This is a genomic window from Gottschalkia purinilytica (assembly GCF_001190785.1).
GTDB lineage: Bacteria > Bacillota > Clostridia > Tissierellales > Gottschalkiaceae > Gottschalkia_A > Gottschalkia_A purinilytica.
Genome location: NZ_LGSS01000006.1, coordinates 67,615 through 82,259, shown reverse-complemented (window position 1 = coordinate 82,259; position 14,645 = coordinate 67,615). Strand labels below are relative to the sequence as shown.

Here is a 14,645-nt window from a genome sequence, read left to right as displayed (position 1 = left end):
TATCACTCCTAATTATTTAAAATATATAGGCCTAGATTCTCATATTATTAAAGCTGTTATCTAAAAATAAAATAGTCTGTTCATATAGATATGGCTGAATATCCGGATATGTTAAATTACTTGGTGGCTCATTAAAATATCTTAATTCACCTATTTCTAAGTTAGGTAAATCTGTAAACTCACTAACTTCTGAAATAAACAATCTACCAAATGATGTTACACTCTCCTTTGTAACAGAATAATCGCATACTGGTTCTATTTTAAAAATTTTTGCACCTGTTTCTTCAAATAGCTCTCTTTTAGCTGTATCATTTATATTCTCATCTATTTCTCTATGGCCTCCTGGTATCTCCCATGTATCTCTATCTTTATGTCTCACAAAAACCCATTTATTTTGAAAACGAGTGCTAATAACTGCAAACTTTAATTTACTTTCTTCTACTTGTCCAATTTTTAAGATTTCAACTTTCATATATACCTCCATCTAACATCTTCTTATATCTATATATTACCATATTCTTATTTAATATTTTCGATACTTTATTGTTCATTAAAAGCCTAATAATCTAATATGGTATATTGCTTAAATCTAAGTATTATAGAAAATTCTATTCATTTTAAATCTATATCTTCATTTAAATAAAGACTTATTTATAATTTATGGTACAATATATTGGAAATAATTAAAGGACAGGGTGATACTAAATTGAAACAAACTGAACAGATTTTAGAAAAAACATTAGATTTTAATTCTAATGATTCGAAAAGTAAATTTTTAATAGGAGTAAAAAAATCACTTCCTATAGCAATGGGATATTTTCCAGTTTCATTTACTTTTGGAATTATGGCATCAAATGGAGGAATGGATCCATTAACTGCACTGGTGATATCCTTAACTAACTTTACTTCAGCAGGACAATTTGCAGGAACTAATATTATTCTTTCAAATGGAACTTTCTTAGAAGTTGCAGTAACTACATTTATTATAAATATAAGATATATGCTCATGTCATTATCTCTTTCTCAAAAAATTGTTAAAATGCCACTTTCTAAAAAACTTATTATGGCATTTGGAATAACAGATGAAACATTTACAGTAGCATCTCTTGAAAAAGAAAAAGTTACTTTTCCATATATGATGGGACTAATAATTACTTCATATTTAGCATGGGCTTTAGGTACGCTTACGGGAGCAATTTTCTCTACATTTTTGTCTACAAGACTTCAAAATGCTATGGGAATAGCTTTGTATGGAATGTTCTTGGCTCTTATAGTGCCTGAAGCTAGAAATAGTAAAAAGGTTCTAGGTGTAATAGTTGTATCTGTATCTATAAGTCTGATTTTTAGATATGTACCTTTAATAAGTAAAATTTCTAGTGGATGGGTAATCATAATTGCAACTATAATTGCCTCAGCATTTGGTGCAATAGTTTTTCCAAGGGAGGATTAAAATGACTAAAACTTTTATATATATACTTATTATGTGTATAGTAACGTACATACCTAGGGTAATTCCTATAGTCCTTATGAAAAGAGAAATTAATTCAAAGTTCCTAAAATCTTTTTTATATTATGTTCCTTTTGCTGTTCTAGGAGCTATGACCTTTCCAGCAATAATATATTCAACAAATAATATTTATACAGGAATAGCAGGAACTCTTGTAGCCATAATACTAGCATATTTTAATAAAGGTCTTATGAGCGTAGCAGTTTTTAGTGTTCTCATTGTTTATATCTTAGGATTTGCCATTTAAAGTTATTAGCAAATTAGCAATCATTTGTTAGTTTTATCAATATAACTTATACACTAATTCTTTATTTTTTATTTAATCTTATAATTGAATACAGGATTTTAACATATAGTAACTCCCCTTGTAACCATTTATAAATATCTTAATAACATATTATAACTGGATTAATTTAAGGGGGTGCTATTATGCTTCAATCTATATTATTAGTATCTGCACTATGTTTAGATGCATTTGTAGCTAGTATTGCTTATGGAACAAATAAAATAAAAATACCTTTTAAATCAGTAACTGTTATCAATATTGTTTGTTCATCAATTCTTGCTATCTCCTTTTTCTTGGGCTCTATAGTAAAAAAGATTTTGCCAGAAAATGTTACTATAATAATAAGTTTTACAATACTAATGGGACTAGGTATATATTACTTATTTGAAAGTATTATTAAGGCCTATTTAAAGAAAAAATCATATACAAATAAAAAAGTAAATTTTAAGTTATTTGATTTTAGATTTGTACTAGATATATATGCTGATGAGACTAAAGCTGATTTTGATAATTCAAAATATCTTAGCTCAAGGGAAGCTTTATATCTTGCGCTAGCTCTTTCCTTAGATGGTATGGCTATAGGTTTTGGAAGTAGTTTAGGAAATATTAATTATATACAAGTAGTGTTATTGTCTTTAATTTCTGATATGATTGCTGTATTGGTAGGATCATTTATAGGTAGAAAAGTTGTTGAAAAAGTAAAGATTAATTTATCTTGGCTATCTGGACTAATCTTGATAGTTCTAGCCATTATGAAGTTACTATAAATATAATCTCAATTATGGTTTAAAAATATATTACTTTATTTTTTTAATTAAATTTAACTATATCCTAACAAATTATATATGACTTCTTTTTTGAAGTCATATATTTTTTATATTTAAACTTATAATATCTAATTTCTAAATATTCTTCATTTCATCTACCCTAATTGTAAATTATGCGATATGGCTTATTACTAATTTCATTCTTTCTTAATTAATTACTAATGTATTCATGACTCTAGTCCATTATTCTAAAATAAACTCTTTTTAATTTAGTCATTTATCGAACAAATATATAATTTTATCTTTCTTACATATTTAAGTTCTAACTTATAAAATGATTAAAATATAAAATTTATTAGACAAAAAAGGTTCACCTCTTAATATTAGACACATTAAACAACAAAATCTAATATACTAAGTCAGTGAACCTCTTTATTATTAAAAAAATATTTAGTTAATAATTAACTTAAAAGTAGAATCTCCATCTTACTTAAGTTAATTATGACTTTCTATAATTATATTTTGTGTTCTATTTCTTAATTTCATATAAACTGAAATAACAAAGCAAACTATGAAAGTCACTAATGTTGTAGATGCTATAGTTCCTGATATAGAAATATCCAAGTTTATAGCTACTATATAACCTATAATACTATTTATAACCCCTATTCCACAACTTGTTAAAATCATCGGTAATAATCTAGAAGTTAATAAATATGCTGAAGCAGGAGGACCTACCATGAAAGCTACTACTAAAATTGCTCCTACTGCATCGAATGCACCTACAGAGGTAAATGATACAATTGACATCAAGCTATAGTGAATAAATAATGTTGAGAATCCAGCAGCTTGAGCAAATTGTGGATCGAAAGTACCCAATTTTAATTCTTTATAAAATAACATAAAGTAGCCAATATTTATTATAAGTATTATAGACATAACTACCATAGATTTTGGACCTATATCCATTCCAAAAGCTTGTATTCTTTCTAAAGGTGCAAATGCTAATTCTCCTAAAAGTACAGAATCTGTATCTAAATGAACATTACCTGCAAATCTTGTTATAAGAATAATAGCTATACTAAAAAGGAAAGGAAATACTAATCCAATAGAGGCATCTTCTTTTATTAATCTAGTTTTAGATAAAACTTCTACCCCATATGCTGTTACTATTCCAAAAGCTCCTGCTCCTAAAAATAAAATTGGAGAATCTAGTCTTCCTGATATAAAGAACCCTAGAACAATTCCTAATAGAACCGTATGTCCGATAGCATCAGTCATCATACTCATTCCTCTTAAAACTAGAAAAACACCGGAGAGAGCGCAAGATAATGCTACTAATATTACAATAATCTGTATTTCAATTTGAGGTGTCATTTACTCTCCTCCTTCCACACAAAATATTTCTCTATCTCTTTTTAGTTTTTTATTTCTAAATAAAATACCTCTTTTTGGAGAAAAAACTATAGAAAATAAAGCTATTATTGTCATGATAACTACAATCAATGGTCCTGTAGGCATCTTATCATAAGCTGAACTAATAATTGTCCCTGATACCCCACCAATAATTCCAAATACTCCTGATAATACAACCATTATAGATAGCTTATCTGTCCATTGGCGTGAAGCCACTCCTGGAGCTATTAAAAGTGAACTTATAAGTATCGCTCCTACAGTTTGTAGTCCCACAATTATTATCATTATCATCATGAAAGAAATTATCATTTCTATTACTGATTTATGAAAACCTTGTGTAATTGCATATTCTTCATCAAATATATAGAGTTTTATTTCCTTCCAAAATAATATAATCATAGTTAAGCATATTATAGAAACTATAGATATTATACTCACATCTTTTTTAACTAGTGTTGAAGCTTGCCCAAAGATAAATTTATCAAGACCTGCTTGATTTGCATTTGGTATTTTCTGAACATAAGTTAGTAGTGTTATTCCAATTCCAAAGAATCCAGAAAGTATAATTGCTAGTAAGCTATCATATTTCAATTTCGTATATTTCTTTAATATTTCTAGAAAAATTACTGATAAAAGTCCAGTCATCAATGCTCCTAATAATAAAACTTCTGTATCTTTTATACCTGTAAATAAGAATGCTAATACTATACCTGGAAGTGATGCATGAGATACCATATCTCCTAGTAGTCCTTTTCCTTTTAATAGTGCAAATGTTCCTACAGTTCCTGCTGAAAAACCTAAGATTGCTGATCCTATTAAAACTATTTGCAAAGTATAGTCTGAAAAAAATTCTCTAATTAGCTCCATATACTCCCCACCTTTCTTCGAGTATATTTTGATTTATTCCATAAGCTTTCTCAATGTTAACACTATTAAATTTCTCCTCTGCAATTCCTTGAGTTATAACTGTCTTGTTAAGCATAATCACCCAATCAAAATATTTTTTTACAGTACTTAGATCATGGTGTACCACAATTACTGTTTTTCCTTGGTCTCTAAATTCTTTTAATATATTTATAATTACCTTTTCAGTTAAAGCATCTACTCCTTGTAAAGGCTCATCCATAAAATAAATATCTGCATCTTGAGCAACAGCCCTTGCTAAAAACATTCTCTGTTGTTGTCCGCCTGATAGTTGACCTATTTGTCTTTTTCTTAAATTCTCAATTTTAAGTCTTTTTAAAGCTAAATCAACTCTCTTATGATCTTCTTTTTTTAAACGTCTTATCCATCCGATTTTACCATATAACCCCATAGAAACTGCATCTTCTACTGTAGTTGGAAAGTCCCAATCTACTGCTCCTCTTTGAGGAACATATCCTATAGATTTTCTCATTTGTCTATAACTCTTTCCGTAAAAATCCACTGTACCTTTTATCAGTTTTAGAAAACCTAATATACTTTTTAGTAAAGTTGACTTACCAGCTCCATTAGGTCCAACAATTGCTACTAATGTTCCTTTTGGAACTGAAATATTTATATCCTTAAGAACTAATTCATCATGATATGCTGTTGAAAGATTTCTGATATTTAAAGCATTTTTTTGTAATTCACTCATTTTAATCTCCTCCTATTTTAGAGCATTTACAATCGTATCAATATTTTTCTTGTACATTCCTATATATGTTCCTTCTTCTGTTCCATAGTTTCCTAATGCATCAGAATAAAGCTCTCCTCCTATTGATACTTCAAATCCTCTACTTTTTACTGCTTCTTGTAAAGCTTCAATGCTTTTTTTAGGAACTGATGATTCTATAAATATAGCTTTAATTTTTCTATTAACTATAAAATCTGCTATTTGTTTCACATCACCTGTTCCTGTTTCTGATGCTGTACTAATTCCTTGTAATCCTTTAACTTCTACCCCGTATGCTTTTCCAAAGTAAGTAAAAGCATCATGTGCAGTAATTAGTACCCTAGAATTAGGATCAATTTCTGAAATCCTACTATTGGCATATTTCTCTAAGTTCTCTAATTCTTTTAGATAGTTATTTAGATTTGACATGTAAAAATCTTTATTTTTAGGATCATTATCAGCTAACACATTTGAAACATATTTTGCTGATTCACTCCAAAGCTTAATATCAAACCAAATATGTGGATCAGGAGTATTGGTATCTTTATCTAATATAAGTTTATTAGAATCAATACCTTCTTCTAAAGAAAATACTCCTTTACCGCTATTTTTCATTTTGCTAAGAACATCTCCCATTTTTCCTTCTAAATGTACACCATTATATATGATTATATTTGCTGAATACATTAAATCTACATCCCCTGCACTTGCTTTATAAAGATGTGGGTCAATTCCTGGTCCCATTAGTTGCTTCACTTCTAATTTATCTTTTCCTATATTTCTAGCTAAGTCTGCAATCATCGTCGTAGTTGCCACAACTTTCATTTTTCCATTGTCTTTAGATGTGTTAGGTTTTTCTTTGACATTACACCCTGATAATCCGATAATTAGTATAAAACTTAAAAAGTAATATAAAAATTTTTTCATATCATTACCTCCTATATTAATATGTGTTATATATTTTTAGTACTTATTGATAAATATCCAAAAGTAATTTAATATGAATATGTATATCTAATAATATTTTTTTGATAAAATTATTTATTTAACTTCTTATTCTTATTATAAATGATAATGATTATCATTATCAAATATGTTACATGTTATTATTATTCTTTATTTAATATCTAAGTAATTTAACACTGTATATCTTTAAATACCTTTAAGTTTATCGAAATCTTATATATGTATTATTACTAATATATTAAATGATCTTTTATACTTCTCTCTTCTTTATATGTTACGATCTTCTTTATCAATTCTTATTATTTTAATATATATAACAATTCATAGACAAAAAATATAATAGATTCTATTTAAATATTTTACTCTTTCACTAATTCTTCTATCTTTAGAATAGATTTATTCTACTTGTAAAGTAATTATTGCTTGTAAAAAACCTTAACAAAAATATTTTATTGTTATCCTAAATTCATTAAGTAAAAAAAGAGTTAAGTTTCAACTTTAAACAGATCCAAGCCAAAACTTAACTCTTTATAATAAAAAATCTAAATTACAAATGCTTATTACTTTCGATATCTAGCATTTATAAAAATTTATACCAAACATTCATATTTTCAATCTGCCCATCTATATTAGTGTTATTTATAAGAGTACCTCCATATTCATATCCCATTCTTACAAAAGTAGAGTTCATACCATAAGATACAGACCTTGATATTGAATATGCTGTTTTTATATCTAATTCTCTTAGTTCTTTTTCCATTCTATTTAATAGGTGTAAAGATAAATTTTCTCCTCTATATTCAGGATGCGTTGCAAAGTCTGTCATTTCTGCATTTGAATCATTCTTATAAAGTTCTATTGAAGAAAGTGAAATTAATTTTTCATCATACCAAGTACCAAAGTATACTACATTATCATTCATAGTTTTTTCAATATATTCTTTATTAAATATAGGAAAGGGATAAGACTTGAAAGTTAACTTGTATAATTTAGCCATGTCTTCTATATCTTCCAATCTAGCTTTTCTAATTTTATATTTTTTATTTAAACTTGGTAGCTTTTCATATCTTTTTTTAGATTTGCAAAATGACAATACCTCTCTTGTTGTATGACTAAATTTATCTCTAGACCTATCATCTGAAAAATATTTACCCATAAAGTAGCAATCTTCTTTGCCTAAGTAAAACTTTTCAGCCTTAGCCTCTATTTTAAATCCATTCTTAATGAATAGATTCTTAACAGAAGATGGAACTTTGGCGAATACTTTAGTATATTCATTTAGCTCTGTTATTTTATCTACTTTTTTTATCAATTCTTCAGTATTGTTTTTATCTATTTTCATAATATACACTCTATTATTTTCTTTTCCATGTTGTATTATAGAGTTTCCTACTTTTTCAACTATATCAGTCATAGTTAACACCTGTTTCTTTCTTCACGATCTAAGTTTTTTGGAACTATTGTAAAACTACTATCATGATCAGATAAGAGTGATGCTACACCATCTGTATGCTCTTTTTTGTGTTTCTCTAAATCTAAAGTTAAATCACACTTATCACATTTTAAGTCACAAGATGTATGTTCATAATTATCTGGAAACTTATATGTTGTAATTAAACCTTCATAATTTCTAAGAACAACTTTATTTGTAGACCAAGATATTAAATAATTAGGCATCACCGGTATTTTACCCCCACCACCTGGAGCATCAATTACATAAGTTGGTATTGCAAATCCACTAGTATGACCTCTCAAGCTTTCTATTATTTCAATTCCTATTCCTATATTAGTTCTAAAGTGTTCAAGCCCTTCTGAAAGATCACATTGATATAAATAATATGGCCTTACTTTATTTTTAACAAGCTCATGAACCAGCTTTTTCATTATTCCTGGACAATCATTTACATCAGCTAATAAAACAGTTTGATTTCCGAGAGGTATTCCTATAGAAGATAATTTTTTAAGTGCTATTCTAGAATCTTTAGTTATTTCTCTAGGATGATTAAAGTGTGTATTAATCCATATGTTATCGTATTTTTTAAGAACATTAACTAACTTATCAGTTATTCTATATGGAAGGACGACTGGTGTTCTAGTTCCTATTCTTATCACTTCCACATGTTTTATCTTTGATACTTCATCCAATATCCACTCTAAATACTCATCTGAGAGCATAAATGGATCTCCACCAGATAGTAATACATCTCTAATGTTTTTATTATTTCTTATATAATCAATTCCTTTTAATATCTCAGATTTTGAAGGAATACTACTGATATCTCCTACTTTTCTTTTTCTAGTACAATGTCTACAATACATTGCACAAACATTACTTACATGAAGTAACACTCTATCTGGATATCTATGAGTAACCCCTTCTACAGGACTATCTTTATCTTCATTTAAAGGGTCCTCCATATCACATTTTGAAATACTAAGTTCTCTTATATCTGGAAATGCTTGTTTGAAGATAGGATCTTTCTCATAATTATCAAAATCAATCAGAGACAAATAATATGGAGTTACTGCCATAGGAAATTTTTCTAACGTTTGTTCAATTTGTTTTTTCTTTTTTTCATCTAACCTAATTTCTAAAATTTTTTCTACATCATCTACATTTTTTATAGTGTTTTTAACTTGCCATTTCCAATCTCTCCATGTTTCATTATGATTGTTAGATAATTTTTCTTCTTTAGTTCTTGTCTTTATAATCTTTAAAGCCTCTCTCAAAATATCATCCTTCCTGGAATTTTAATTAAAATAAAATAACACTCTAAATCATTAATGATTTAGAGTGTTATATATTTTCTACAAATTTATGGAAATTAGTGATTATTGACAGAATATCACAATATAGTATCTAAGTCAAATTATGTCTATTTCTTGGTAAAAGCTAGAGAATGTCTGACTTAAAATTGGCTAGCTTTTATTTAAGATATCTCTTTATATTGCTTACTTCTTATTATTTATCATCTGATATAATATATTTCGAGCATAGTGTATTTTTCAACATAATACTAATTAATCTCTTTAATGTGCACAGTTATGATGGTTACAACTATTCTCTATCGAAAATTCTGCTAGTTCATTTCTTTTTAATAGTTCAATATTCTTTAATACAGTTTCTTCAGTAACTTTATATACCTTTATACCTTGATTATTTAACTTCATTAATGCTCCTGCACCAATTCCACCAACTAAAATAGCATCAACTGATTCTCCTCTAAGTGCTTTAAGAGGTTGACACATTCCATGCGCATGATTTAAGTCACCGTTCTCAATTACTTTTATTTCTTCTTTTTCTAAATCATAAATTAAAAAGAATGGAGCTGATCCAAAATGATTATAAGCTATACTATCTACGCCTTTGTTTTCTTGAGCTGGAATACATACTTTCATATTCTTTCTCCTTTCAATTTTTACTTATAGTTTTTTGACAACACTTATTTTTATTTGCCTTACATGATATCCTACATTCATTTGGCATGTGGATACCTAACTTACAGCTACTTATGGTATGGTCATTACTAATTTGTTCAATGAACTTTATCATCTCTAAAATAACTGGTTCTTGCAAATCATAATGAACATAATAACCTACTTTTTTCCCAACAATAATACCTGATTCTTTGAGAACTTTTATGTGCTGTGATACTGCTGCTTCTGAAATATCTAAATGCTTAGCAATTCCTTTAGCACAAATCCTTCTCCTTGAAAGTATAATCAGTATTTTTAGCCTTGTTTCATCACCAAGTGCTTTAAATATTTGAACTATTTTGTCCATGTTTCACTCCTTTATATTTAATTAAGTAATTACTTAATTAAATTATATTTTACTTAATTATTGCTGTCAAGAATGATTTAGTATTTATCTACTTATATTCATACTTATATCTTATATACTTTATATATTTTTACCTGAACATAATTAAACCCCTCTTAATAAACATTGTAGTTTTTAACTACTTTATATGTCTAATAAGAAGGGTTATTTATATAAGAAGTACATTCTTAATTATTTTGTAGATTTTCCAAAATACTTATTCTCAAAAAACTCCATTTTCTCATGTGCTTGTATATGTGATTGTTCTTTATAGTAATAATCAACTATTGTATCTTTATTATCTACTACAAAAACTATTTCATCCCATTCTATATTTTCATCTCCCATTGTCATAATCCACATCTCTTTAAATATTTTATATAATTCATCAGGTATATTCCAATACTCAGTTTCTCCATCTTTTAATAGTATACTGTCAGAAACTCTCATACTACTTTCAGATATTTCAAATTGTACTAAAATCTTTTCCCAGCTAGAGCTAAAGTTTTTCTTAATACATTCTATTATTTTGTCTATAAAATCCTTATATTTATCCATGTCGTTTCTCCTTTGTCTTTATTTACTTATAAAATATTTTTTCTTCAGCTTTTAGTAAGTTTAGATACATTTTAAATACCTTAATTTAAGACTTATTAATATATATTATATTTTCTTATATAAAAAATCAAAGAATATATTTTTCATATGATAACCTAAAGTATTATTTCAAATATCTTCACTTTCAATTGTACAAACTAACAATAATCTTCATGTAATTATAATTTTAAACTAGTCACTACTGTCTAAATTCATCTTATTTATTAATATGTCTAATTTATTTAGATTCTCTTTTGACTCTAGATGCTTGTTAATAAGTTTATCTAGCTTCACACTAATTCTTAATACTTCTTCATATGTCTCTTGGTAATTAGATTTCATTAATGAATTAAGCTTATATCTAACTTTTTCTATTTCATCTTCTATATTTTTATTTTTTTTCTTAATCTTTCTTTCATACATATTTTTATCAGCTATTTTAAAAGAATTTTCTAAGCTTTCTATATTATTAATTAACGCACTACCTATACTCAAATTAATATTTATATTACTCATGTTTCTACTTAAATTCTTTTCAATGTTTTTAGTAAGCTTTTTATCTGTATTAGAGTTAGAAATTATTATAAATTCATCTCCACCATATCTAATTCCTAGATCATTTTTATCTATACTGGCTTTTATAGAATTGGCAACCTTTTTTATACATTCATCTCCTGCTAAATGTCCGTGGCAGTCATTTATATCTTTTAAATTATCAATATCAATTACAAGCATTATTTTATAATCATTTAGTTTTAAAACTTTCTGTTTATCATGAATTAACTCTTCCCACAGGTTTCTATTATATAGACCTGTTAATCTATCTTTATATTCACTATCTAATAATAATCTATTATCATTACTTAACTCAACCTCAATCAAATAAATAATACTATTTTTTAAGATTTTTTTATCTATATATATTAAATAATCATTCGTTGTTATTTTCCCAAAGGTATTACTTTCTATATATTTATTTAGTTCCAAGTTATTAACAAGTGTTTTTGCTACTTCTCTAATACCCTTACTTGAATATATAATATTTAATTGTTGGTCTAAAATTATAAAAAATTTTTCATTAACACTATTAAATTTAATATTTTTCATAAATATTAACCCCTTTTGTTGTATATCCCTTAGCAGGAATCATTTCTAATTCTCTATGTTATAGATTATACTATAGTTTTTCTTTGAAGACTATAGTCCGTGGACTAATTGACACATTCTTTTGACAATAATATTCAAGGAGGGGTTAAATGATGGAATTATCACAAGCTCTAGCTATAGTTTTAAAAAATAATAGACATATATGTAAACTTTCTCAAGAAGAACTTGCCCACAGATGTGGTTTAGATAGAACATATATTAGTTTGTTAGAAAGGGGTAAACGAAAGCCAACTATTAATTCTCTATTTGCTATAAGTAAACACTTGAATTTAAAACTTAGTGAATTCATAGATCAAATTGAAAAACTTTTGGAAGAAAATAAAGAGAACATGGATGATATGTAGGTCTTCTACACTTTATCCATGTTTTTTTATAATTACTTAATTATTAATATAGTCTACTTTAAATATCCTTCTTATATTCTCTTTTTAATAAGCTATATACATAATCATCATATAATTTCCCATCTAAGTCATGATGTTCCCTTAGAACACCATCTAACCTAAATCCTAAAGATTTTAATAACATATTTGATTCAATATTAAAGCTCCCTACTTGAGCTGTAATTTTATTAATATTTAGCAAAACTAAAAATAAATTATTTTATTAATACATTTATTCTTTTTATTTTAAATTTAATATATCGATTTTATCATAAAATAATGTGTTATAAAGCATACTAATAATTATTATTACTATTTTAAAGATTGGAGGTTTTAGCAATGTCTCCTGAGTTACTTCACAAAATATCAAATATGACCATGAAGTCAGAAGAAATTACTAAAGATATAATTCTTATACAGTTTACTATAGTAAATGCATGTATAATCAGTAGTCCTGATGGTTGGTTTCTTGTAGACACTGGTATGGAAAATTCGGCTGATTTTATTATCCAAGTTTCAGAAGAACATTTTGGTAAAGACAGTCGTCCAAAAGGAATAATACTTACTCACGGACATTTTGATCATATAGGTTCAGTTATTAAACTAACTAAACACTGGGATGTACCTGTATATGCCCATGAACTTGAAATTCCTTATTTGAAAGGAAAAAAAGATTATCCTAAGGGTGATTCAACAGTTGGTGGGGGAATGGTTTCTCTTTTATCTCCTACATTTCCTCATCATTCTATCGATTTAGGTAATCGTATACATCCATTACCTTCTGATGGCAGCATTCCAGAAATGCATGATTGGATATGGATTCATACTCCTGGTCATACTCAAGGACATATTTCTTTATTTAGAAAAAAAGATAGAGTTCTAATAGTAGGAGATGCCTTTACAACATTAAAGCAAGAATCTATGTTGTCTGTATTAACTCAAAATAAGGAAATAAGTGGTCCTCCTGCATATTTAACTACTGATTGGAATCTAGCAGAAAAATCAGTAAGACGCCTTAAAGAATTAGATCCATCTTTAGTAATAACCAGCCATGGTTTGCCTATGAAAGGTGAGGAGTTAACAAAACATTTTGATATGTTAGTAAAACACTTTAAAGAAATTGCCGTTCCAGAACATGGTCGCTTTGTTGATTAAAAAAATAATCTGTCTCAATTTCTATAATCTTGAGACAGATTATTTTTTATAAATTATTATTATTTAATTTAGAAATAGCTTTTTGTAAATCAATATCTGCATCTAACATTGCCTTCTTTCCGCTTAAATTTGGATTATCTAATTCTCCACCCATGCTCTTTATAATTTCTTTAGCTTCATTAGAGTTATTCTCCTCTGTCTCTACATTAACAGTATAATTAATATTTGTTATCTCTTCAAATTTTCCAAAACCGCTAACCATAGGACTAGCTGCTGTTAAACCAGAACTTCCTCTATCTGTATTATCTGAACCAGAATGTATTACTAGGTCAGAAAGGCTTGTAGCGTTTCTTGTACCTGCAAGATTAATTGTAACATTTCTATCCTCTATATAATGATCATTAATATCTACAAAGGCACCTTTAAAACCTGCATCTTTAAGTTTTTCAACAGTTTCATTTGCTACACTAATTTCACTAAAAAAACCTTTAATTTTCATCTGTATTCCTCCAATATATAAATTTAAATTAATATATAGTCTTTCATAATTTCACATTTTTAATACTATGATAATTAAGATACTGTTAACCTTGTAAGTTCTTGTCCAATGTACTTAGGTTTTCTATATTATTGTAATCTAGAAAAAGTTATTTATATTACTACACGTGAAGATTATGCTCCTTACTATAAAGATGATATTAAAGTATACCAACGTTGGAGCGAATTAAATAATGAATAAAAGATAAGAACAAAATATAAAGCCTTATCATAAGATAGATGAAAATTGCACAGACTTACTTCGTTTTTCTAGTGGAGTAAGTCTTGTATTTTGTTAAATACCTCAATGGTGTATCGAATATCTTTTTTACTCTATGTATATGAAATATCTGTAACCACTTTTTATTAGTCTTAAATGTTTCATTCTTTTTTCTATCCATAAAA

The 14,645-nt window shown here is 27.1% G+C and carries 19 protein-coding genes; 5 read left to right on the top strand and 14 right to left on the bottom strand.

Annotated elements, in window-relative coordinates:
* Positions 1-31 precede the first annotated feature (31 nt).
* On the bottom strand, positions 32-472 hold the full coding sequence (locus CLPU_RS07955) for an NUDIX hydrolase (RefSeq protein WP_050355128.1): 441 nt from the start codon (positions 470-472) through the stop codon (positions 32-34).
* A 234-nt stretch (positions 473-706) separates the two neighbouring features.
* Between CLPU_RS07955 and CLPU_RS07950 the strand changes: the two genes are divergently transcribed.
* The 3 genes from CLPU_RS07950 to ytaF all read left to right on the top strand — a co-directional run bounded on the left by CLPU_RS07950 (position 707) and on the right by ytaF (position 2,560).
* The gene (locus CLPU_RS07950) at positions 707-1,450 is read left to right on the top strand and encodes an AzlC family ABC transporter permease (protein WP_050355127.1); all 744 of its coding nucleotides are present in this window, start codon (positions 707-709) and stop codon (positions 1,448-1,450) included.
* A gap of 1 nt (position 1,451) precedes the next feature.
* Positions 1,452-1,754, top strand: a complete 303-nt coding sequence (locus CLPU_RS07945; RefSeq protein ID WP_050355126.1) for an AzlD domain-containing protein — start codon at positions 1,452-1,454, stop codon at positions 1,752-1,754.
* Between the two features lie 182 nt (positions 1,755-1,936).
* Complete coding sequence (gene ytaF, locus CLPU_RS07940; protein WP_050355125.1) at positions 1,937-2,560, top strand: sporulation membrane protein YtaF; 624 nt, start codon at positions 1,937-1,939, stop codon at positions 2,558-2,560.
* A gap of 495 nt (positions 2,561-3,055) precedes the next feature.
* On the opposite strand, the gene CLPU_RS07935 is transcribed toward ytaF, so the two are convergent.
* From CLPU_RS07935 to CLPU_RS07890, 10 genes are all read right to left on the bottom strand, one after another.
* Entirely contained in the window at positions 3,056-3,937 is an 882-nt protein-coding gene (locus CLPU_RS07935; protein WP_050355124.1) for a metal ABC transporter permease, read from the bottom strand.
* A complete protein-coding gene (locus CLPU_RS07930) occupies positions 3,938-4,843 on the bottom strand; it encodes a metal ABC transporter permease (protein WP_050355123.1) in 906 nt (301 codons plus the stop codon).
* On the bottom strand, positions 4,830-5,594 hold the full coding sequence (locus CLPU_RS07925; RefSeq protein ID WP_050355122.1) for a metal ABC transporter ATP-binding protein: 765 nt from the start codon (positions 5,592-5,594) through the stop codon (positions 4,830-4,832). The genes CLPU_RS07930 and CLPU_RS07925 overlap by 14 nt, the downstream gene beginning before the upstream one ends.
* Before the next feature lie 12 nt (positions 5,595-5,606).
* Positions 5,607-6,539, bottom strand: coding sequence for a metal ABC transporter solute-binding protein, Zn/Mn family (locus CLPU_RS07920; RefSeq protein WP_050355121.1), 933 nt, complete (start codon positions 6,537-6,539; stop codon positions 5,607-5,609).
* Between the two features lie 619 nt (positions 6,540-7,158).
* Positions 7,159-7,992 (bottom strand): putative beta-lysine N-acetyltransferase, encoded by an 834-nt coding sequence (gene ablB / locus CLPU_RS07915; RefSeq protein WP_050355120.1) that lies wholly within the window; start codon positions 7,990-7,992, stop codon positions 7,159-7,161.
* A 2-nt stretch (positions 7,993-7,994) separates the two neighbouring features.
* Positions 7,995-9,308, bottom strand: a complete 1,314-nt coding sequence (kamA, locus tag CLPU_RS07910; RefSeq protein WP_235436140.1) for a lysine 2,3-aminomutase — start codon at positions 9,306-9,308, stop codon at positions 7,995-7,997.
* A 300-nt stretch (positions 9,309-9,608) separates the two neighbouring features.
* On the bottom strand, positions 9,609-9,977 hold the full coding sequence (locus CLPU_RS07905) for a NifB/NifX family molybdenum-iron cluster-binding protein (protein WP_050355118.1): 369 nt from the start codon (positions 9,975-9,977) through the stop codon (positions 9,609-9,611).
* A gap of 13 nt (positions 9,978-9,990) precedes the next feature.
* The gene (locus CLPU_RS07900; protein WP_050355117.1) at positions 9,991-10,362 is read right to left on the bottom strand and encodes an ArsR/SmtB family transcription factor; all 372 of its coding nucleotides are present in this window, start codon (positions 10,360-10,362) and stop codon (positions 9,991-9,993) included.
* 231 nt (positions 10,363-10,593) lie between these two features.
* Positions 10,594-10,959 (bottom strand): hypothetical protein, encoded by a 366-nt coding sequence (locus CLPU_RS07895; protein ID WP_050355116.1) that lies wholly within the window; start codon positions 10,957-10,959, stop codon positions 10,594-10,596.
* Positions 10,960-11,190: 231 nt separating this feature from the next.
* Complete coding sequence (locus tag CLPU_RS07890; protein WP_050355115.1) at positions 11,191-12,105, bottom strand: diguanylate cyclase; 915 nt, start codon at positions 12,103-12,105, stop codon at positions 11,191-11,193.
* 149 nt (positions 12,106-12,254) lie between these two features.
* On the opposite strand from CLPU_RS07890, the gene CLPU_RS07885 reads away from it, so the two are divergent.
* A complete protein-coding gene (locus CLPU_RS07885; RefSeq protein ID WP_200898531.1) occupies positions 12,255-12,509 on the top strand; it encodes a helix-turn-helix domain-containing protein in 255 nt (84 codons plus the stop codon).
* A 58-nt stretch (positions 12,510-12,567) separates the two neighbouring features.
* On the opposite strand, the gene CLPU_RS18235 is transcribed toward CLPU_RS07885, so the two are convergent.
* Positions 12,568-12,750 carry a GNAT family N-acetyltransferase gene (locus CLPU_RS18235; RefSeq protein ID WP_115840406.1) on the bottom strand — a complete coding sequence of 61 codons (183 nt, stop codon included), beginning with the start codon at positions 12,748-12,750 and terminating at the stop codon, positions 12,568-12,570.
* Positions 12,751-12,887: 137 nt separating this feature from the next.
* Between CLPU_RS18235 and CLPU_RS07880 the strand changes: the two genes are divergently transcribed.
* Positions 12,888-13,703 (top strand): MBL fold metallo-hydrolase, encoded by an 816-nt coding sequence (locus CLPU_RS07880; protein WP_050355114.1) that lies wholly within the window; start codon positions 12,888-12,890, stop codon positions 13,701-13,703.
* A 46-nt stretch (positions 13,704-13,749) separates the two neighbouring features.
* Here the strand turns inward: CLPU_RS07880 and CLPU_RS07875 are convergent, their stop codons facing one another.
* Together CLPU_RS07875 and CLPU_RS17230 are read right to left on the bottom strand one after the other, a co-directional pair.
* Positions 13,750-14,202, bottom strand: coding sequence for a hypothetical protein (locus CLPU_RS07875; protein ID WP_200898530.1), 453 nt, complete (start codon positions 14,200-14,202; stop codon positions 13,750-13,752).
* Positions 14,203-14,497: 295 nt separating this feature from the next.
* Positions 14,498-14,641 (bottom strand): hypothetical protein, encoded by a 144-nt coding sequence (locus tag CLPU_RS17230; RefSeq protein ID WP_157857715.1) that lies wholly within the window; start codon positions 14,639-14,641, stop codon positions 14,498-14,500.
* Positions 14,642-14,645 lie beyond the last annotated feature (4 nt).